Raw genomic sequence first — 19,384 nt, 5'->3', positions numbered from 1 at the left:
CCGATTTCTGAATAAAATCACCATCTTCCTCAACTCCCATGGAAGAACGAATAACCTTCCATTATCTGTGGTGAAGCTTGCTTCATGGTTGGATAACGGTGCTTTAATTCAAAAAGAAGTAAAGTTGTTCAACTAACAGGGCAAGTCAGGTGAAAAAGGGGCTATTTTCCTGTGGCACATTAGGATATTAACCGTAATCAAAACAACAATTTCGCAAGCGTCATAATGGGCAAGAATCTATACCTCTTTGAATATGGACGCATACACTATTTTAAAAACAGTTAAGGGGAGATATAAAATGGAAAGACAATCCATTGGAAGTTACGATAGTTATCCTGGTCACGGTTATCATCATGGTCATGGTGGGTATTATCCTGGTCATGGCTATCATCATGGTCATGGTGGGTATTATCTTGGTCATGGCTATCATCATGGCCACGGTGGGTATTATCCTGGTCATGGCTATCATCATGGCCACGGTGGGTATTATCCTGGTCATGGCTATCATCATGGTCATGGCGGATATTATCCTGGTCATGGCTATCACCATGGTCATGGTGGGTATTATCCTGGTCATGGCTATCATCATGGTCACGGCGGGTATTATCCTGGGCATGACAGCTTCCAACGTTAAACTATCGTAGTACTAAAGGAATTGAAATTAAAATTTTAAGTCAGAAAATAATGCTGGCTTTCTCTATGTATAGGAATAAATGTTAAAGCCGATGATAAAATGGCCTTGACAGTTATTTGGAATTGTAAATCTATTAGGTCTAAAATGTTTGGTTAGTACCTGCTTTCCATGTGGAAGCAGGGTTTTTGTTTTTGTAACAGGCGGCGATCATTTTACAATATTTGTATATTGTTATAATAGTTTAACTTGTGGGGAAATTTTTGAGTTAGTGAAATAAATGAAGGAGTAGTCATTGATGGATATTAAAAAAGGCATAAACTCTTCGAAAAGTGTTCGTTTGGTAGTAATCAGTCTCTTTTATACAATAATTGGATTCCTATTGGTTAAAGTCACTATAACATCCCATTTTAGTTCGTACTTTACTTTTCCCATAATGTCTGCTGGACAGAGGTTCAGTTAATTTTGTGGTTGCTATATTAGACTTAGATAACAAAGATTATACATCGTAAGAGAGAACTCGTAATGAAATGCCCTGCTATCCGCAGAATTTTTTGTTTTTTATCACTTCACTCTCACACCTCTACTTTGAAATAACTGTGGATAGCTTTTACTGTTATTTCATCCATCGACACGGGTGCCTGTTAAAGAATGTTGTTGATCCGTTGATCCATGGAAAAATAAAATTTCTTCCATCATCTGTGGTGAAGTCTGCTTCATGGTTGGCTAAGGGGTATCTCTTACGTTAAAGATGACCACTTTTTTAGTGGTCTTTTTTATTTCGGCGAATGTATATGATTTAAGCAGATAAAAACAGGAGGGGAAAAAGGAAAAATTTGAGCAGTACACAGGAAAAGAGGGTATTTGTTAAACTAACGAGGACAAATTAGTTTAATAAGGAATATACACATTGCAGTATTTTTCTTCAATAGATAGAGATGTATTTCCGTTTGAATGTTTATTAGAAAATGTCTAAACAATAATAAGAGGTTTTAACAAAGGGGTAATTATCAGATGGAAAATATACAGTTTACATTCTTTACCCTAATTTTTCTGTTAGTCGGGTTATTTATAATTTGGTTTTCGCTGTTTGGTAAAAAGAAGGATATTGATGAAATGGGATTTTTTCTTGCTGACAATCTTATAGAGTTAATTGTAGGACTTGCCTTTACATTTTCTCCAGCCATTATTAAAAGGGTTCTAATCTTTGTGTTCGGTTTTCTTTGGTCTTTACTTTTTGGGATTTTGTTTATTAAATCCTTGTCAGCATATTTCAACTAACGGGCGCTTGAGTTTAAGAAAGTAAGACTGTTGCGACAGCCTTTTTCTTATTCAAATAACGGGGCAGAATAATTATATAAGTATTGGTATAAGGGGAGTTGAAGTAATGATAAAAGTAAGTGATGCGGAAAGTTATCTCAAGGATAAAATAGGTGACAAGACTAATAATGTAGTGGAAGTTTGGGAAATATTTAAGTCTTTTTGCAGAGAGCCAGTAGAAGGTGAAGATGAATTTGCTCTGCTTTTTCAATGTGGAATATATGATTTTACAGGAGAGGAACTATTCTATTTCGATTTCGTTAGGCAATTTACTGTCTATGAAGATGAGGAGTATTCTCGTACAGAACAACTTCATTGTGAATTTGTATTTAAGCCAACCGATGAACTAAAAAAATTGGAAGCATCAGAATGGTATTTTGATACTGATGGCGACATGGAGAATTTTTTTGCACATGTAGAAAATTTAAAGGAATTCCAAATACCTTTAAAATCGATACCATTACAACTAAACATATATCAAGAAGTGATTTAGTTTTTTGTTTTACTCCCTGAATGAACGAATTAACTTCTATCATCTGTGGTGAAGCTCGCTTCATAGTTGGCTAAGGGTTAGCTTAATAAAACTTGGTAAGTTGGGAAAAATTCTTTATAAGAAATTTCTTTTGAAGAGGGTTATTATGAAGTTTATTTTTTGGTTAATAAAATTAGGAATATATGCTTTTATCTCATTTATAGCGACAACATACTGGAAAACTTTTGGTTGGTAGTTCTTAGTAATTTGTTCAATCTTCTTACTAATAGTGGAAACTATTATCAACAAAAGAATTGATCATGTCCAAAAACAGCAGCTTTTAAAAAAGTATCCAATTTTAAAGAATTTGAAGAAGGGACAGATTATTTCAGTTGAACTAAAGAGTGGGGAAGAACTAACGAACCTAATTTACATTGATTTTAATGATTACGAGATATTAGTAAGTAAGCAACTAGAATTTAATAAAGAGCCTGAAAAAAGGTACCGTCAAGAATTTTGTGTAATGTAAATGGGGTAGGGTTTCTCTGAAATGGATTTGAATTGATAGGGGACTGATTTTCTCCACACAAGAGACTGAATATTCAGTCTCTTGTGTGGAAAGGGAGAATCCCCTTATTTTGTTTATTTACAATATTTGGTTAACAATAACGTTCTTCAAACATTCGTTGAAGAGCTTCATGCGCTTCGGCAAATCCTCGCAACTTTCGCCCTGCCCATTTCTCATTAAAATCTTGAATGGTCAAATACACGATTTTTTCAGCGGCTTCTAAACTATTCAAACTGTTCATCGGTTTTAGGCGTTTCCGAATTTCCTTGATCGTTCGTTCGATGGCATTGGTCGTATAAATCACACTTCGAATACTGCTTGGATAATCCATAAATGTAAGGAGGACATCCAACTCATTGGCCCAAGATTGAACTTCTCTTGGATATTTGCTGGACCATTTCGACTCAAACTGTTGAAACATTTGTAACGCCATCTCCTTATTCGGCGCGCGATAAATCAGCTTGAGATCCTCGGCCACTTCGAATTGGTCTTTTTTCCGAACACGGCTGAGGGTGTTGCGGACTTTGTGCACGACACAGCGCTGCACATCGGCTTTCGGATACACCGCCTTAAAGGCTTCCTCCAGCCCCGGAAGGCCATCGAAGACGCCAAGAAGCACTTCCTTGACGCCTCTTTGGTAGAGGTGTTGAAGAATTTCCTGCCATACATAGGCGCTTTCTTGTCCTCCCACGAAGAAATCCAGAATTTCGCGATACCCTTCTTCATTCACTCCTAACACCACATAAATGACTTCTTTCTCCACGGTTTCGCGACGAAGTTTTACGTATAAACCATCCAAATATAAGACGGAATAACGCTTGTGCAGTGGACGAGTGTGCCATTTCTCGATGTCTTCCTTCACTACATCGGTAATACGGCTGATCGTTGCAGGAGAATAGGCATTGCCTAAAATTCGTTCAATAAACTTGCCAATTTCACGCGTACTCATGCCACTTTGATACATCCTGATGATGGCTTCCTCCAGCCAGCCGGTGTGCCGTTGGTAAGGAGCGAACAATTGGGTTTGAAATTCTCCGTTTCGGTCTCTAGGGACCAAAAGACCTTCAATCCGACCATATTGCGTATCTAGATTTCGTTGATAGTAGCCGTTTCTCATATTTGATGTTCCGGCCTGTTCTATTTCGAGGAAATTCTTGATTTCTTCCCGCATGATCAGTTCTAATTTTTCCTTTACAAACTGACGAATGACACTTTCCAGTTGATTTGCCCAGTCGACATTCGGTATACTTTTAGACATAGGTAGGGTTCTCCTTTCTCTGGAATGTTTGGGTTCAATCAGAGAATACCCTACCTTTTTTCTTTTGATCTAGTAAAATGCTTTACACAAAATTTTATACATCATCTGAAAAAATAATGGAGGACATTATTGATATCCATTGGATAAAACTTAAAAAGGTTAAAACATTGAAAATACTTGATGTGAATAGATAATGTTACTTCAACTCCCATGGAAGAATAAAATTTCTTTCATCATCTGAGGTGCTGCGTTAGTAGCATGATGGGTTAAACGGTGTTTGAGTTTAAGAATAGTGGTTGTTGCGGCAATCTTTTTCTTATTCGACTAACGGGCAGCATTAGTTGAACAAGGAAGTTCGAAAGATTATAAAAAAATATTAGTTTTAAAAGGAGAAGTTAGATAAATTAAAGAAATTAATAAACAAGATAAAACAATACATTTTTGGGAGGATATTATGACTTTTGAAGAGCTAACAAAAAATAAACCAACAGCAGAATGGAAACAAAGAATGGATGAAGATGATGACCTTTTTACCGACGAAAATATCAATGCAACTAATGAGGTTCTTGATTCTTACATCAACAACTTAAAAAAACTTGGAGATAATCCGACAGAGGAAGACATACTGGAATGTGTTAAAGAAGTGGTAATTAGATTAAATGAATTAAATGACAAATATGATTATTTTATTGAAACAATGGAGAGAGAAGAACTATGTGAGTTTATTATTGAAGCTGCGCGTATAGCTGGTTTAGAATCCGAAGAAGACATAACTGAAGAATGGAGAGAATGGTAAAAGAAACAATATTCCTTGTTTCATTAACGGGTGTTTAGTTGAATGAAAACATGCACACCTTAATTCAAGTTCTTCCTAAAAAAGATGAAACAAGGAGGTTAAAATTACTAAATCTTTCGGCACATTTTCTATTTATGTATGCTGACCGATTAGATTATCCATTTCATATAGCGACGCTAAATGAGTTATTAAGGGTTTCTAAAGAGGAAATTCGGATTTTTCCTTTAGTGGATTTAGAAGGAAAGCGATATGAGCATTTAGATAAATTAATAAGCTACCTCAATAATAACGGGTGTACAGTCGAAGAGGTTAAAGTTCCATATGAATGAGTTTCAGGTAAATGCTAATTCGATGTTAAAAATCAAAAAAGGATAACAGAGAAAGGGGCAACTACCATGTTGCCCCTTTTCTATTGAATAAAACTTATTCAACTCCCATGGGAAAAGGTGATTTCTTCCATCATCTGTGGTGCCACGAAGCGATGCATAGGTAGCTTAACGGGGTAGATTATGAAAGACAGAAAAAATTATATAAATAACCTGTTTAACGCAAGGAAGACAGTAAGTAAAGTATTTACAAATGGTCCTTATCATGATAAAATTTTCCGAAATTTTAATTAAGAGGGAGTAATATGAAATCGTCAATTATTTCCAAATTAAATTTTACAAAAACACAGTTTATAGGAACATCTCTTTTGGAGTATCGCTTTTCTTGTTGAACTAACGAGCGGTATAGCTGAAGTTACCCAAGTAAACCATTATTGTATTTTTTATTTAAATATTCGTATAATTATGAAAAACGTATTTGATAAGGGGGAACTAAAATGGAACTAATTCCTGAGTCCACTGATTTGATGGATTATCTGAAAGAATTGGATGTTGTCAATTTTTCTCATCCTTTAATTCAGAAAAAAATTAATGAATTGTTTCATGAAGGGCAGTCAGAAATGGAAAAGGCTAAAATAGCATTTGAATTTGTAAGAGATGAGATTTCTCACTCGTGGGATATACAAAGCACAAGAGTTACATGTAAAGCTTCTGAGGTTCTTTACTATAAAGAAGGAATTTGTTATGCCAAAGCCAACCTATTAGCGGCTTTATTAAGGTCTCAAGGAATCCCGACAGGTTTTTGTTATCAACGGCTAATGCTATTCGATACACCTGACCAAGGTTATTCCCTTCATGCACTTAATGGCGTTTTTCTTAAATCATTAAATCGGTGGATTCGTTTAGATGCTCGTGGAAACAAAAAGGGAATTGATTCCCAATTTTCAATTGACGAGGAAAAGTTAGCTTTTACTCCCCAAGAAGAATTTGATGAAAGAGATTACCCAATAATTTATGCGAAGCCACATCCAAAAACAATTGCTGTTTTAGAAGAACATACAGATGCATTAGAAATGTATAAAAATCATTTGCCAGAATATTTATAATTGTTAAGTTGACGGATGCGATAGTTAAACAAGGCAGTCTAGGGTGACGGAAGTTATTCGTCACCTTTGCCATGTCTTTCTGATTACTTAGGTGTACGGGGTGTTTTTGTTCTTTTTAGAAAAGGGATAATAGCATGGATTGTTGAACTCTGTAAGATAGGGGGTGGATATATGTTGCAAAAGTTGTTGCTGACAGGAAAAAGAATATTTCTGCGGACACCAACACACGATGATCTGCCAATTCTGTATAACCTGATATACGGTGTGGAGAATCCAGAATGGAAAAAGTACGATGCTCCTTATTATCCACTTGAATTTTGTACCTTTGAAGAGTTTTCTAAGAGAATGGAAGAAAGAATGAACTTTACGGATGTACCAAGCCAAATGATTATTGAACATCAAGGTCAAATTATAGGTATGGTTAGTTATTATTGGGAGGACAAACGTACACGATGGCTTGAAGTTGGAATTGTTATATATTCTCCTGAACATTGGAATGGTGGATTTGGAACGGAAGCATTATCTTTATGGATTGACTATCTCTTTGAAAATTTAACCATCGAGAGAGTGGGGCTGACGACTTGGTCTGGAAATCCACGAATGATCAGATGCGCGGAAAAATTGGGAATGCGATTAGAAGGGAGAATGAGAAAATGCCGCTACTATAATGGCGAATACTATGATTCCATTCGGATGGGTATTCTTCGTGAGGAATGGGATGAGTTTAAAAAGAATAATCCTTTATTCAACTAAGAACGATGGGACACTCTTCAACCCACATCACATTAAATCAATATAGCCACGTCCTCCCAAGTATGCAGAAAGACGTGGCTAGTAAGTTAGATAACTTATTTGAAGCGCAAATTTTCAGTTTTATGATCAACGTGTGGTAAACGCATCACTTCCATTATTTCCATTCAAACGCCCAATTTCCGTTGCGGAAAATTGGTTCGCGTTTGCCGTCTTTCGTAACGCCATCGATGTTTAGTTCGGCAGAGCCGATCATAAAATCTTCATGGATGAGGCTATCGTTGACCCCATGTTTGTCGAGCTCTTCTTTGGACATAGCGGTGCCGTTTTGAATGTTTGTTGGGTATGCTTTTCCGAGCGCTAGGTGACATGCCGCGTTTTCATCGAACAACGTGTTATAGAAAATTAAATTCGATGTGGAAATCGGTGATTGATGTGGAACGAGTGCCACTTCTCCTAACCGGCGCGCTCCTTCGTCCGTGTCCAATAAATGCTTTAATATTTCATATCCTTTTTCTGCAGTGAAGTCAACGACTTTTCCATCTTTAAACGTAAGGGTAAATCCATCTATCAGGTTGCCGTTATAATTAAGCGGCTTTGTATTGCGCACTATTCCGTTTACTCCGTCTTTATGCGGCATCGTAAACACTTCTTCCGTCGGGATGTTCGGGTTGAAACGAACGCCTTTCTGGCTGACGGCTGCACCGCCATGCCATACATGGTTTTCTACAAGTTCGATCGTTAAGTTTGTTCCAGGCGCTTCATAGATGAGCTGTTGATATTGTTTATTGTTTAAGTAATCAACGATTTTGGCGAGTCGGTCGTTATGTTGCTGCCACGCTTGGATTGGGTCGTCCTGGTCGACGCGGGTAATGCGGAATATCGCTTCCCATAGCTTGTCGATCGCTTCTTCTTCACTGAGGTCTGGAAATATTTTTTTCGCCCACGCCGGCGTAGGAACGGAGATCAATGACCAACAGTTTTTATCCGCCATTAAGGCACTGCGATAATTGCGCAATGCTTGAGATGCGGTTTTATTTGCCGTTGCGATTCGTTTTGGATCTATATCTTTCAATAAATCAGGATTTGGCGAATAAATGGATAAAAACGCCGCTCCTTCTTCCGCAAGCTGTTCCATGCCTTTCGCACGCCACATTGGATATTCCAAAAACGCTTCGTCGGGAGCATATTTGAATTTAATGTATGTAAGATCTTCGTCATTCCATTCGACATAGACGTGTTTGGCGCCGACTTCATATGCTTTTTTCGCGATTTTCCGCACGAGCGGCGCGGCTTCAAGCGGGGCGTTCACAAAAAGCGTTTGCCCTTTTTGGACGTTGACGCCGACTTGAACAGCAAGCGCGGCATATTTTTCTAAATTTTGCTCCCAATTGCTCACGTTTTTCACTCCTCGCTTTTCATAATTATTTATGTAGAATTTTATTATATATGAAGAACTCGGAACATTCAAATATTTGGATGAATTGGTATTGTTAAAAAGGCGGGAAACAATTGGTCAGAAAGTATAAGACGAAGATACAGCCATTGATGTTAGTTTAACGTTTTTCTCAAAAAGTTTATCACCTCAAGATGGAATGTAGGTAGAAGAGGTTCATTCAATGGATTTCAACGCGAATATTATTTTGCTTTCTATCCATCATCCTCTAAAACGGTTACGGTTGGCCGAAATAACGAATCAATTAGCATCCTTATAGTCGTTTCTAATATGCCAAGCTCTTATTTTGTTTATGAAAGACGCATAATGATTGTAGATGCGGAATAATTTGAATAATAACCATGTCTCGTTGGAGAAAAGGAAATCGAAATACTGTGTAGTCTATTTGCATCGTCTTTACCGATGATGCGCTCAGTAGACATCAGCCAGTATCGTCATTGTGTGTGATGATTTATACTGGCTTTTTGTTTTGCCGTGATGAGTTTCGTTTGCGAAAGGAGGAGCATCGTCGCGAGTTATTTTTATTGTTGAAGGGCGTGCAACGAATGAGTGGAAGCAATGATAGGCAGACAGGGCTGTATGTCTATGGAGGGAGGAGAATTTGGATGAAAACAGCGGATATTATCATTGTCGGTGGAGGAGTAATGGGATCGAGTGTAGCTTTTCATCTTAGGAAAATTGGCTTTGATGGCAGAATCGTTGTTTTTGAAAAAGACCCTTTGTACGAATTCTCCTCTACGCCAAGAAGTGCGGGAGGAATTCGACAGTTGTACACAACGCCGATTAACATTCAATTAAGTCGATATAGTCTGCAAATATATAAGCAATTTCCTGAAACGATGGCGATCGATGGCGAACCGGCGGAGATTCATTTTCGTCAAAACGGCTATCTCTTTTTAGCTACGAAAGAAATGCTTCCATCGTTAAAAAAACAATGCTCGCTGCAAAAACAATACGGTGTTCCATCACAAGTATTATCATCCCAAGAGTTATTGGACATCATTCCCGAACTGAATATAAATGATTTAGCGGGCGGGCTTTATTGCCATGAAGATGGCTATTTAGATCCTTATTCGGTGATGCAAGGGTATAAGAAAAATGCGCAGCGATTAGGAGTCGAATATATTTATAAAGAAGTAGAAACGATCACCACTGATGAAAGCAAAGTGATCGGAGTTCGGCTCGTAGACGGTACCGTGTATCACGCTTCGATCGTGATCAACTGCGCTGGGGCATGGGGAGTATATCTTAGCGAAAAAATCGGTATTCCGTTGCCGATTCATCCGTTAAAACGGCAAATTTTCCAATTTGATATAGCAACACCGTTAAAAAAGGAATTGCCGCTGACGATTGATCCAACCGGCGTGTATTTTCGCCATGAAGGAAGTAAAATTTTGTCGGGCTTTTCCGAAGATACAAAGCCGGGAATTGATTTCACCGTGACACGTTCCTTGTTTTATGAACAAATGTGGCCGATTTTGGCGCATCGCATTCCAAACTTTGAAGCGGTGAAGGTAACAGCGGCGTGGGCAGGACTGTATAGCTTTAATACGGCAGACCATAACGCTATTATCGGAAAACATCCGTCACTTCATGGATATTATATGGCGCTCGGATTTAGCGGGCATGGCATGCAACAGGCGCCGGGAGTCGGTATAGGATTGGCAGAATTAATTTATTACGGAAAATACAAAACGATCGACCTCACACCTTTGCGTTTCGAACGATTCGCGGAAAACGACTTAGTGTTGGAAGATGCCGTTGTGTAAGAGCAAGTTACCATAAGCAGAGAAACGGAGGATACGCAATGTTAGTGCTTGATGAAAAAACAATGCTCGAAACCGTTTCGATGAAAGATGTCATGGAAGCGATGGTGCGGGCATACCGCCTCTATGAGAATAAACAGTACGAGATGCCGCTAAGAACTCAGCTCCAAGACAATGAAAATACATTTTTGTTAATGCCTTCAATTGCCCATCAATCGTTCAGTCTGAAAATTGTAAGCGTTTTCCTGGGTAATCAACAGCATCCTGTAACGCAAGGAATGGTTATATTAATAGACCGTCAAACCGGAAGCGCAAAAGCGTTGCTCAAATGATTGCTTTTTCTAAAGTCGTCACAAACATTTCCACGGCAGACTCCCAACTCCTCGTTGTCACCAGTTCCATTAGTGAAGATATTATTCGAAACGCGTTAGGAATGAAATTAACGGAAAACAATTAGTGAAAATTTCAAGAATCGTTGTCATTATCGCGGGAATAGCAGGGCTAATCATTGCGTTAACCTCTGAATCGCTAGTCTATCTTGTTGTCAGCTGGGCGTGGGCGGGAGTCGGATGTACGCTGTCGCCGGCGATCATTTTGACGTTCATTTGGAAACGATATTCCGGTATTGGTGTGATTGCGACGATCATTGCCGGGTTTGCCAGCACGATTATTTGGATTTCCTCACCTCTTGAAGCAATCATCAGCTCACGTTTTACGACTTTCTTTATTGCCATGCTCGCTGGGGTTCTATTTAGTCTCCTTTTCCCAGATAAAGAAGAAATGAAAGAAATTCCGACTGAAACAACCATATAATATTTCATAATTGTTAAAAGGAAACATCTCCATTCATCGTTGAGGAGGTGTTTCCTTTATGCAAACATTCAACACAGACAAGCGATTTATGTTATAACGAAATTAATGCTGGAAACCAATGTAGAAAAGAGATTACAATAAAATTACCACTATTTATACGATAAAAATGTTATGTTAACAATACCCGGAAGGAGAAAACAACCATGACGCAAACGAGCCAAAAGTTGCTGCTTATTGACGGGATGGCGCTCTTATTTCGATCGTTTTATGCGACCGCGCTTTATGGGAATTTTATGTTTACAAGCGATGGGATTCCGACAAACGCGGTTTATGGGTTTGTCAAACACTTGATCGCTTCCGTCCATCATATAAAGCCAACGCATGTTGTTTGCTGCTGGGATATGGGAAGCGCGACGTTTCGAACGGAAATGTTTCCGATGTATAAGGCAAACCGAGGTGAGCCGCCATTAGAGCTTATCCCGCAGTTTGAACTAGCAAAGCACATTGTTTCCGCGTTTGATATTCCGAACATTGGCGTACTGGGAGCGGAGGCAGATGATTGTATTGGCACGCTCACAAAGCAGTGGAAAGACGAAATGGATATTGCCATTTTGACAGGGGATCGAGATTTGTTGCAGCTTCTTTCCGAAACGGTAACGGTATATCTGCTGGACAAAGGAATTGGAATTTATCATATCTATACGCTCGAGCGGTTTCGAAAGGAGATGGAAATACTGCCATCGCAATGGGTCGATGTCAAAGCATTAATGGGCGATGCAAGCGACAATTATCCGGGGGTACGCGGCATCGGCGAAAAAACGGCGCTAAAATTAGTGCGCCAGTATGGTTCGATAGAAGGAATCCTCGAACATCTTCCTCTTTTGACAAAGTCGCAGCGGCAAAAACTGCAAGAGCATGAAGAGATGTTGCATCTTTCTAGAAAACTAGCGAAAATTTATTGTGATCTTCCGATAGCGTTGCGAATCGAGGAGGCGAAGTGGGACGTAGACAAAGAAAAAGTGGAGCAGGCTTTCCTCGCTTTAGAATTCAAAGGGGTGGACCGTTTGTTGACATATACGTAAAAGGCAGTTTCAGACTGGATTTTACGTATATGTCATCTCATGTAATCGCTATCATTCAACATCAACCCATGTTTGGGCCCACTCTTCAATCGCTTCAATTACCGTTTGCAAAGCACGCCCTTTTTCGGTCAACGTATATTCAATACGCACTGGCACTTCTGGATATACGTTGCGGTTTACAATTCCTTCTTCCTCTAACTCTTTTAATCGTTCTGAAAGCAGGCGCCCGCTGATTGGAATCGACGCTTCGATTTCGGAAAAGCGCGTTTTTCCTTCTAACAATTGACTAATAATAAGGCCGACCCATCGTTTGCTTAATAATTTCATTGCGGCTTCGAATCTAGGGCATAAATTCGATGGAGAACAGGACGTTTGTATCATTTTTTTTCTCATATTTCCCACCTTTAAGAATATATTGAATACGTTCGCCATTCTTATAGTTCTATTTTACGATATATTAAAAAAAAGGAAAAGACGGAAAATGCTATATGGATGTAACCGCTTGCGCACGATTTCATCCTTCCCGTTTCGTTGCGAAGTTGTCAAAACTTTATTAAGAAATTGTGAAATAGTGAACAAAATCATTTTCATTCCTATAAAAAATAGTACGATATAAGTGTAAGGAACAAAAAAATGGGAGGGGATGAAACATGTTTGTAAAATGGCTGCGCGAACATGCAAGCTCTGCTGCAATACTAACATTGTTTCGCTTATATCTTGGATATGCTTGGATCACGGCAGGATGGCATAAAATAGTGGATGGATTTGACGCAACAGGATTTTTAAAAGGCGCGCTCGCAAAAGCATCTGGTGAGCATCCAGCCGTACAAAGTTGGTGGGCTGCTTTTATCGAACATTTTGCCTTGCCAAACGTCGAGGTGTTCAATGTGTTAGTGCCTTGGGGTGAATTATTAGTAGGTATTGCACTTATTCTTGGTCTTTTTACAACGTTTGCTGCACTGATGGGAGCAGTCATGAACTTCGCATTCATGTTTTCTGGAACAACTAGCACCAATCCGCAAATGATTTTACTAACTATGTTCATCCTTGTTGCAGGTGCGAACGCAGGAAGATATGGTCTCGATCGTTGGGCGATTTCTTACATTCGTAAATTTATGAACAAAGCGCCTCGTCCACATCGCCCAGTCGCGTTTCATAGATAGATGGATGATCAACGGCCGTGCACTTACGGTTTTAGAAAGTGCTCGGCCTATTTTTTTATTCCTGCGTATAAGCGAAATCTCCCTGAAATATATATAAAGGTGAAATTGGATGTTTCGTGTGTTGACAGAACAAATACATGCAACGATATTTTCCGTGCTTTTACATTATTATCAATTTGTTTTTAACATCGTCTTTTTGCTAGTTTAAGAGTGCGAAACACTCGCTCTTTTTTTTCTTTGATGGTATTATAAGGATGGAAAAGTAGATATCAACAGTTTAGGATGAGGAATCTAAAAATCTAGGGGAACGAAACGAACGAATGAATGTACAAGGATTTAGCCATGTGACCATTAATGTGAAGAATTTGGCTCGTTCGCTTCGTTTTTATGTAGACATATTAAACATGAAGCTTGTTCATCGCGGACGAAAGGATGCATATTTAGAATGGGGAAGCGCATGGATTTGTTTGCAGGAGCGTCCGGACATGGAAGATCAGTGTCCGCAGATTGGCGTGGATCATGTTGCATTTTTCATCGATGAGCAGCATTTTTGGGAAGCGGTACAGCATTTAAAAGCAAATCATGTGCCGATTGTCCGGGAACCGACTCAGCGCGGCCGCGGCCTTTCGGTCAACTTTCTTGATCCGGATGGCACTCAATTAGAATTGCATACATCCACATTGGCGGAGCGAATGAAGGTATGGAAATAAATACGAGAGGGTAAATGCGATGATAAACACAGCGATAATTGCGGGTATGGTTACCCAGCTAGTCATTTCACTTTTTGTGCCGATTGGCTTGCTTTTATATTTTCGAAAAAAGAAATGGCTTTCGTGGAAGCCGTTTGGCATCGGCGTCCTTATTTTTGTTCTATTTTCGCAAGTGCTGGAAAAAGCGCTGCATGTTGTGATGATTGACCCGAGCGGCACCTCATTAAAATGGACGGATAGCGTAGCGTTGTTTGTCCTGTATGCGACATTGGCAGCGGGAATTTTTGAAGAAGTCGGCCGTTATATTGGTTTTCGATGGATGTTAAAAAAGCACCGCGATTATAAAGACGGGCTGTCGTTTGGATTAGGGCACGGCGGCATCGAAGCGATTTTGATCGGCGTGCTTGGCGCCGTTAACGCGATCGTTCTCGCAAGCTTGATTCAATCCGGCGCGTTCGACAAGATGATTGCACCGACGCTTCCGAAAGAACAAGCGGCGTTCTTAAAAGATATGGTGCTGCACACCCCGTTTTCTATGTATGTGTTAGGTGGTCTTGAGCGAGTGTTTGCGATTGCGTTCCACATTGCGATGTCACTTGTTGTATTGCTTGGCGTGCGCGAACGGAAATTTCGCTATGTCATCTATGCGATTTTGCTGCACGCGCTAGTGGATACTGCGCCTGCGTTATACCAAGCGGGCGTTGTCGCGAATGTTTGGCTGATCGAAGCGGTGGTCTTTTTATTCGCGGTCGCTGCATTTTTGTTTACACGTGAAATAAGGAAAAAATTTGAGAGCGGGGGAGAAGGATGAAGATTCACGTCAAACGATTAGATCATGTGCAAATTTGTATTCCATATGAATAATAGTGGATTTTTCGGAAATTGTGCGAATGGAGCAGTGCGAGATTTTTGCTGGCACGTATATATAATAAAAATGAATAATAGAGACACATGAGGAGAGAAGATAAAAAAGCAGCAGAAGAAAGGGATGTTGTTGTTTTTAGTCTCTTTTCGCTATTCGCACGTATGTCATTCATACTTGCGCAAAAATAGCTTCCCTCCTGTACATGAAGCTTTTGGCGTTACAGGGAGGGAAGTGCATCATTAAGGAAGATGAACCGTTTTTACGTGTATTATTTTCCAAAATACAGATTCCCCGCTAGCTGTTACAAGTTCAATGATGTTGTTTTTTACTTGCTTAAGCAATCCGATTTTCATTGGATGATCGCCTAAATCAAATACGGCTAACTGTCCTTCAAATTTTTTTAATTGTTCTTCTAACGATCTTTGCAGTGGAATGTCGGTTGGTTTCACTGGCAGTACTTCATTGCCCAGCGTGTATGGAGTAATGTTTGTCTGATAAGGGGTTAGCCATTTCAGATGGTTTAGAGAAATAAACATCGTCTTATACACTGGTGAGTAGAAAACGAAGTAATCATTTAAAATAGCTGTGACATAGCCATGGATCGATTTATTTCCTGTCACATAAATTTCGACAAAGCGTCCTTTCGCGTTGGTTAATGTTTTCCGATAGGAAATCATGTCATCTTCATCAAAAGGCAATTCAGGTGTCACACCCAATAATTCCGCAGATGGGTTCGTAGATGATCTGATGTTGTGAATGTGCAAATGAGGAATATAAAAATATTCTTTTCCGTTATAAATTACAATGATATCTAACCCTACATCGACAAGTATTCCTGCCAACATTACTTTTCCTGAGACTTCTAGTTCTACTTGCTTTCCGATTAAAGAATGTAGGTTATTCATTTTCTCCCTCCTTTCAACAGAATAAAGGAAAGTAGTAGATGCACAAATTCGTTCACACTTGTGCATCTACGAGAAAAGTGATTTTCGTGTCAGAAGCGGAAAATGACAGGAAATCGGTATTACAACAGCAATATTTATGCATGCTGCAAGGGACAGACGGTTTTAAAGCAGGGAACATGAAACGATTTATCGTTTCGGATCCCAAATATAATCAATCGTTTTAACGATGGTTTCCTTAACGATTGTTTCCTGTGGAGAGCTTCTTCGACTTGAACGCTGTTCTCTGCCCGCTGTTCTGTCATCTTCTCCAACGATTGTTTCCTGTGAAGAGCTTTTTTGACTTGGACGATTGTCTTTGTCTGATGTTCTCCCATATTTTACTTCATATTCCACTTTTGTCCGCTGTTCTCTGCCCGCTGTTCTGTTATCTTCTACTTTGTTGGTCATATTCACATCTTGGGAGTTTTCATTCTCAGCAGCTTCATTATTATTTTGTTGCTGCTGTTGTTGTTTGAGAAAGCCTTTTGTACCAATACTGATGCTTTTAATGTGATAAGGGTAAATCCGAATGACTTCATCATTGTTCACTAACGTATAATGTTCTCCTTCTTCTTGCACAAGAATTCCTTCTGCTGCTTCAGGACCGCCGCGGTTAATCGAGACCCATTTATAAGCAAAATAATCAAATAATTCAAGGAAGTTTTGTGCATGGATGTCATCAAAATAATTATCATAATGGATAGGGGAATTGCTGAGAGGAGTGCTTTGATCGATATTTTGATCGATATTTTGGCTTCTATTTTGCACGCTTATACTTTTGATGTGAGTTGTATTATAAAATACAATGCCATCGTCTTCCGTTAAGAGGCCCATATAATCACCGGCAACGAGGAGCACTATTCCTTTTTTAGATTCAGGACCGCCTTTATTCACCTTGACCATGCTGCCAGTTAAATTTTTCAATAATTCTGTGAAATTATTCGCTGACACCAATTCTGGATGATTATCAAAATCGATCGACCATTCAATAGAGTTAGCTTTTGAATTTTCACTGACGTTTTGGGCAAGTTTTAAGTTAGATTCAACAGAGTTAGCTGTTGAATTTTTATCGATGCTTTGAACATGTTTTAAGTTAGCGATTAAATTTTCACTAATGCTTTGGACCTGTCTTAAGTTGCTATAAATATTTTCACTGATGCTTTGGACGATGTTTTGGACATGTTTCAAGTTAGATTCAACAGAGTTAGCTTTTAAATTTTCACTAATGCTTTGGACATGTCTTAAGTTATAGTAAATAATTGCGTTGTCCTTTTTTGCGTTGTTGTTATTGTTTGCGTTGTTATTTTGTTTATTGTCGTTTGATTGCTCTGGCATTAGTGCAACATAATCGGATTGAACATCTAAAAGCCTACCTTCGCAAGATTCTGGTCCCCCTCTGTATACTTTTACTCTTTTACCCACTAACGATTTTAGATAAGCATTTGACTCCACTGATTGACTATCTTTTTGTTGTCTTATCATTCATTTGTTCCTCCTTGTTATTTATCCATAATGGTTATTCGTAATGCATATATACGTATCCTATAATTTAAAAGTTATCCAACAATCGCCCAACATGAAAAAATTCCACTTCTGCCCAATCTTATAGAAGGGTAGATAGCTGATTTTTTAAATAAGTGTTTCGTTTTTCGAGAAAATCGCAAATCCGCTCCGGTTCACCATCAAACTGTTCAATACGGTCTTTTATATACGGATCATTGACGACATGGGGACGCAATTGCTGGTAAAGTTGCTCTACTTTTGGCTTCATAAACTCTACAGTGAATTCGTGATCCAATGTATGTTTCATGATGTCATAATACATTTTTCGGAAGCGCTTTATATCTAATAATCGAGCGGTTAACGTATTAAATCCTTCGATACGTACGTAATCATAATCCATTTGTTTGCCGTTAATATCCCGTCCCCAAGTAGCGTCAAAATCCCACGGAATGATTTCGAATAAACCGGAATCTGGATTGCGATATAGCGCGTAATTGTGAACGAAGCCATCGAAATTTTGCGTGCAAACAACTCCTGCAAGCCAGCGCAAATATTTATTGACGTCCAAAAGCTTTGACATGACAGATTCGTACTCATATTTTGGCGTTGTGTTTAACTTGAAAATGAATTCCTCCAGATATCGGTGATCCTCTCGAGTTCCCAGTTTCCTTTCATAGCCCGCATCCAAAGACGTTTTAGGGGTCTTATCAAACGAACCAATCAGCGAAAAATTAGCGTCATCATCAATCGCGTAAAAAATAGGTCCTACCGGCAATTGACGTTTTTTTAAGAAAAATTCATCCACCGATTCTAATTGAAGATAAATTCCCTCATGCTTTCCATTGATCGATAAAAGAACGTGCCGGGAAGAAGGAGAAAGGACGCCAAGTGCCGAGAAAAAATCGAGGGAAAGTTTATTTCTTATGAGAGAAGGGTCTTTATATTCCGCGTTCAAGTGAAGTTCATGAACTCCATGAAAGAAGTAAGGTTTATAAAACGAGATAAAATAGGATTTTTTCTTAAATTTGCGAATGTGTGAGCCTCGATAGCTTATATCGATATGAAATTTTTTTTTTTGAAACGTAAATGTGGCAGGAACAAGGTCATCGTTCCAGATGTCGCGGCGCAGCTCCTGTAAATCATTAGGATGGATATAAATCGCATACAGAGGCAGCTGACTAGTTGACATCTATCATTTCCTCCTTTCTGATCATGTTCAATAAATCCTATGTGAATGGTAAGACGCTTGTTACTCTAGGCATTTATCTATTTTGTAAAAAGCAAGACAAGTGTCTAAGTCAACATATAGTCGCACAACGTACATTGTTTATAGGCAAAGATAGATGACCGCCAATTATCCTTACTCTATCTTTCCGAAAATGACATATATTAGGAGGTCAAAAAATGAGCGTTTATACTCAGGATGACATTCAAAAGGCTGTTAAAGAACTTGAGACGGAGGGCTTAGAGGACTTTTTATATCAAGAGCCGACAGGTCGCAAGCACAGCTCAGGCCATAAGCACAGCTCAGGCCGCAAGCACAGCTCGGGCCGCAAGCACAGCTCAGGCCGCAAGCACAGCTCAGGCCGCAAGCACAGCTCAGGTCGCAAGCACAGCTCAGGCCGTAAGCACAGCTCACACCGCACGAGCTGCTTCCGCCCTCGCAGAAAACGAAGATACTGGCGTGACAGCAATATGCATACGTTATGGTTAGAATTAGATGATTGACATGTTATAAGATTCCATATTTTCCTATATTACAAAAATAGGCGATGATAACAAAGACGTCGCCTATTTTTACTCTCTTTTAAAAGGATTTGTAATAGCTTATATGACGAATTTTTTATTAATAAAA

19 protein-coding genes and 2 pseudogenes are annotated in these 19,384 nt (G+C 39.1%); 15 read left to right on the top strand and 6 right to left on the bottom strand.

Annotated elements, in window-relative coordinates:
• The first annotated feature begins 314 nt into the window (after positions 1 to 314).
• The 3 genes from DER53_RS15075 (at position 315) to DER53_RS15065 (ending at position 2,444) form a co-directional block, all read left to right on the top strand.
• Positions 315 to 644: a hypothetical protein gene (locus tag DER53_RS15075; RefSeq protein WP_062756504.1), complete on the top strand. Its 330-nt coding sequence runs from the start codon at positions 315 to 317 to the stop codon at positions 642 to 644.
• A gap of 1,001 nt (positions 645 to 1,645) precedes the next feature.
• Positions 1,646 to 1,912, top strand: coding sequence for a hypothetical protein (locus DER53_RS15070; RefSeq protein ID WP_062756502.1), 267 nt, complete (start codon positions 1,646 to 1,648; stop codon positions 1,910 to 1,912).
• A gap of 106 nt (positions 1,913 to 2,018) precedes the next feature.
• Entirely contained in the window at positions 2,019 to 2,444 is a 426-nt protein-coding gene (locus DER53_RS15065; protein WP_062756500.1) for a hypothetical protein, read from the top strand.
• 638 nt (positions 2,445 to 3,082) lie between these two features.
• Here the strand turns inward: DER53_RS15065 and DER53_RS15060 are convergent.
• Positions 3,083 to 4,249, bottom strand: a complete 1,167-nt coding sequence (locus tag DER53_RS15060; RefSeq protein WP_062756519.1) for an IS256 family transposase — start codon at positions 4,247 to 4,249, stop codon at positions 3,083 to 3,085.
• Positions 4,250 to 4,703: 454 nt separating this feature from the next.
• Between DER53_RS15060 and DER53_RS15055 the strand changes: the two genes are divergently transcribed.
• The 4 genes and pseudogenes from DER53_RS15055 to DER53_RS15040 all read left to right on the top strand — a co-directional run bounded on the left by DER53_RS15055 (position 4,704) and on the right by DER53_RS15040 (position 7,230).
• A complete protein-coding gene (locus DER53_RS15055) occupies positions 4,704 to 5,045 on the top strand; it encodes a hypothetical protein (RefSeq protein ID WP_062756186.1) in 342 nt (113 codons plus the stop codon).
• A gap of 113 nt (positions 5,046 to 5,158) precedes the next feature.
• Positions 5,159 to 5,420 (top strand): annotated as a pseudogene (locus DER53_RS15050) (SAM-dependent methyltransferase); the annotation flags it as partial.
• A 448-nt stretch (positions 5,421 to 5,868) separates the two neighbouring features.
• Positions 5,869 to 6,477, top strand: coding sequence for a transglutaminase-like domain-containing protein (locus tag DER53_RS15045; RefSeq protein ID WP_062756188.1), 609 nt, complete (start codon positions 5,869 to 5,871; stop codon positions 6,475 to 6,477).
• A gap of 171 nt (positions 6,478 to 6,648) precedes the next feature.
• Entirely contained in the window at positions 6,649 to 7,230 is a 582-nt protein-coding gene (locus tag DER53_RS15040) for a GNAT family N-acetyltransferase (RefSeq protein ID WP_082805457.1), read from the top strand.
• A gap of 154 nt (positions 7,231 to 7,384) precedes the next feature.
• Here DER53_RS15040 and DER53_RS15035 read toward each other — a convergent pair whose 3' ends face one another.
• Positions 7,385 to 8,626 (bottom strand): aminopeptidase, encoded by a 1,242-nt coding sequence (locus tag DER53_RS15035; protein WP_062756190.1) that lies wholly within the window; start codon positions 8,624 to 8,626, stop codon positions 7,385 to 7,387.
• Between the two features lie 662 nt (positions 8,627 to 9,288).
• On the opposite strand from DER53_RS15035, the gene DER53_RS15030 reads away from it, so the two are divergent.
• The 4 genes and pseudogenes from DER53_RS15030 (at position 9,289) to DER53_RS15015 (ending at position 12,344) form a co-directional block, all read left to right on the top strand.
• Entirely contained in the window at positions 9,289 to 10,452 is a 1,164-nt protein-coding gene (locus tag DER53_RS15030; RefSeq protein ID WP_062756192.1) for an NAD(P)/FAD-dependent oxidoreductase, read from the top strand.
• A 38-nt stretch (positions 10,453 to 10,490) separates the two neighbouring features.
• The gene (locus tag DER53_RS15025) at positions 10,491 to 10,781 is read left to right on the top strand and encodes a hypothetical protein (RefSeq protein ID WP_062756194.1); all 291 of its coding nucleotides are present in this window, start codon (positions 10,491 to 10,493) and stop codon (positions 10,779 to 10,781) included.
• A gap of 26 nt (positions 10,782 to 10,807) precedes the next feature.
• Positions 10,808 to 11,262: pseudogene (locus tag DER53_RS15020) on the top strand (sodium:solute symporter family transporter); the annotation flags it as partial.
• 203 nt (positions 11,263 to 11,465) lie between these two features.
• Positions 11,466 to 12,344, top strand: a complete 879-nt coding sequence (locus tag DER53_RS15015; protein ID WP_062756197.1) for a 5'-3' exonuclease — start codon at positions 11,466 to 11,468, stop codon at positions 12,342 to 12,344.
• A gap of 51 nt (positions 12,345 to 12,395) precedes the next feature.
• Here DER53_RS15015 and DER53_RS15010 read toward each other — a convergent pair whose 3' ends face one another.
• Positions 12,396 to 12,737 (bottom strand): winged helix-turn-helix transcriptional regulator, encoded by a 342-nt coding sequence (locus tag DER53_RS15010; RefSeq protein ID WP_062677840.1) that lies wholly within the window; start codon positions 12,735 to 12,737, stop codon positions 12,396 to 12,398.
• A gap of 257 nt (positions 12,738 to 12,994) precedes the next feature.
• On the opposite strand from DER53_RS15010, the gene DER53_RS15005 reads away from it, so the two are divergent.
• The 3 genes from DER53_RS15005 to DER53_RS14995 all read left to right on the top strand — a co-directional run bounded on the left by DER53_RS15005 (position 12,995) and on the right by DER53_RS14995 (position 15,028).
• On the top strand, positions 12,995 to 13,507 hold the full coding sequence (locus DER53_RS15005) for a DoxX family protein (RefSeq protein ID WP_062756199.1): 513 nt from the start codon (positions 12,995 to 12,997) through the stop codon (positions 13,505 to 13,507).
• Between the two features lie 320 nt (positions 13,508 to 13,827).
• Positions 13,828 to 14,217, top strand: a complete 390-nt coding sequence (locus DER53_RS15000) for a VOC family protein (RefSeq protein ID WP_062756201.1) — start codon at positions 13,828 to 13,830, stop codon at positions 14,215 to 14,217.
• Positions 14,218 to 14,236: 19 nt separating this feature from the next.
• On the top strand, positions 14,237 to 15,028 hold the full coding sequence (locus tag DER53_RS14995; RefSeq protein WP_062756203.1) for a YhfC family intramembrane metalloprotease: 792 nt from the start codon (positions 14,237 to 14,239) through the stop codon (positions 15,026 to 15,028).
• Between the two features lie 293 nt (positions 15,029 to 15,321).
• Here DER53_RS14995 and DER53_RS14990 read toward each other — a convergent pair whose 3' ends face one another.
• From DER53_RS14990 to DER53_RS14980, 3 genes are all read right to left on the bottom strand, one after another.
• Entirely contained in the window at positions 15,322 to 15,987 is a 666-nt protein-coding gene (locus DER53_RS14990) for a hypothetical protein (RefSeq protein ID WP_062756205.1), read from the bottom strand.
• A 186-nt stretch (positions 15,988 to 16,173) separates the two neighbouring features.
• A complete protein-coding gene (locus tag DER53_RS14985) occupies positions 16,174 to 17,508 on the bottom strand; it encodes a hypothetical protein (protein ID WP_062756207.1) in 1,335 nt (444 codons plus the stop codon).
• A 121-nt stretch (positions 17,509 to 17,629) separates the two neighbouring features.
• Positions 17,630 to 18,718 (bottom strand): CotH kinase family protein, encoded by a 1,089-nt coding sequence (locus DER53_RS14980; RefSeq protein ID WP_121910061.1) that lies wholly within the window; start codon positions 18,716 to 18,718, stop codon positions 17,630 to 17,632.
• Between the two features lie 215 nt (positions 18,719 to 18,933).
• Between DER53_RS14980 and DER53_RS17815 the strand changes: the two genes are divergently transcribed.
• Entirely contained in the window at positions 18,934 to 19,257 is a 324-nt protein-coding gene (locus DER53_RS17815) for a CotG/ExsB N-terminal domain-containing protein (protein WP_062756208.1), read from the top strand.
• Positions 19,258 to 19,384 lie beyond the last annotated feature (127 nt).

Origin of the sequence: Parageobacillus toebii NBRC 107807 (assembly GCF_003688615.2) — a bacterium.
GTDB lineage: Bacteria > Bacillota > Bacilli > Bacillales > Anoxybacillaceae > Parageobacillus_B > Parageobacillus_B toebii.
Note: the sequence above shows the minus strand (reverse complement) of the source record. Positions and strands in the feature narration are given on the sequence as shown.

What these genes read in the sequence shown, in the direction of transcription:
- DER53_RS15055 (WP_062756186.1), top strand. Translation starts at nt 4,704, where the DNA reads ATGACTTTTGAAGAGCTAACAAAAAATAAACCAACAGCAGAATGGAAA.
- DER53_RS15060 (WP_062756519.1), bottom strand. Translation starts at nt 4,249, where the DNA reads ATGTCTAAAAGTATACCGAATGTCGACTGGGCAAATCAACTGGAAAGT.
- DER53_RS15025 (WP_062756194.1), top strand. Translation starts at nt 10,491, where the DNA reads ATGTTAGTGCTTGATGAAAAAACAATGCTCGAAACCGTTTCGATGAAA.
- DER53_RS15070 (WP_062756502.1), top strand. Translation starts at nt 1,646, where the DNA reads ATGGAAAATATACAGTTTACATTCTTTACCCTAATTTTTCTGTTAGTC.
- DER53_RS15005 (WP_062756199.1), top strand. Translation starts at nt 12,995, where the DNA reads ATGTTTGTAAAATGGCTGCGCGAACATGCAAGCTCTGCTGCAATACTA.
- DER53_RS17815 (WP_062756208.1), top strand. Translation starts at nt 18,934, where the DNA reads ATGAGCGTTTATACTCAGGATGACATTCAAAAGGCTGTTAAAGAACTT.
- DER53_RS14995 (WP_062756203.1), top strand. Translation starts at nt 14,237, where the DNA reads ATGATAAACACAGCGATAATTGCGGGTATGGTTACCCAGCTAGTCATT.
- DER53_RS14980 (WP_121910061.1), bottom strand. Translation starts at nt 18,718, where the DNA reads ATGTCAACTAGTCAGCTGCCTCTGTATGCGATTTATATCCATCCTAAT.
- DER53_RS15045 (WP_062756188.1), top strand. Translation starts at nt 5,869, where the DNA reads ATGGAACTAATTCCTGAGTCCACTGATTTGATGGATTATCTGAAAGAA.
- DER53_RS14985 (WP_062756207.1), bottom strand. Translation starts at nt 17,508, where the DNA reads ATGATAAGACAACAAAAAGATAGTCAATCAGTGGAGTCAAATGCTTAT.
- DER53_RS15015 (WP_062756197.1), top strand. Translation starts at nt 11,466, where the DNA reads ATGACGCAAACGAGCCAAAAGTTGCTGCTTATTGACGGGATGGCGCTC.
- DER53_RS15065 (WP_062756500.1), top strand. Translation starts at nt 2,019, where the DNA reads ATGATAAAAGTAAGTGATGCGGAAAGTTATCTCAAGGATAAAATAGGT.
- DER53_RS15040 (WP_082805457.1), top strand. Translation starts at nt 6,649, where the DNA reads ATGTTGCAAAAGTTGTTGCTGACAGGAAAAAGAATATTTCTGCGGACA.
- DER53_RS15000 (WP_062756201.1), top strand. Translation starts at nt 13,828, where the DNA reads ATGAATGTACAAGGATTTAGCCATGTGACCATTAATGTGAAGAATTTG.
- DER53_RS15030 (WP_062756192.1), top strand. Translation starts at nt 9,289, where the DNA reads ATGAAAACAGCGGATATTATCATTGTCGGTGGAGGAGTAATGGGATCG.
- DER53_RS14990 (WP_062756205.1), bottom strand. Translation starts at nt 15,987, where the DNA reads ATGAATAACCTACATTCTTTAATCGGAAAGCAAGTAGAACTAGAAGTC.
- DER53_RS15010 (WP_062677840.1), bottom strand. Translation starts at nt 12,737, where the DNA reads ATGAGAAAAAAAATGATACAAACGTCCTGTTCTCCATCGAATTTATGC.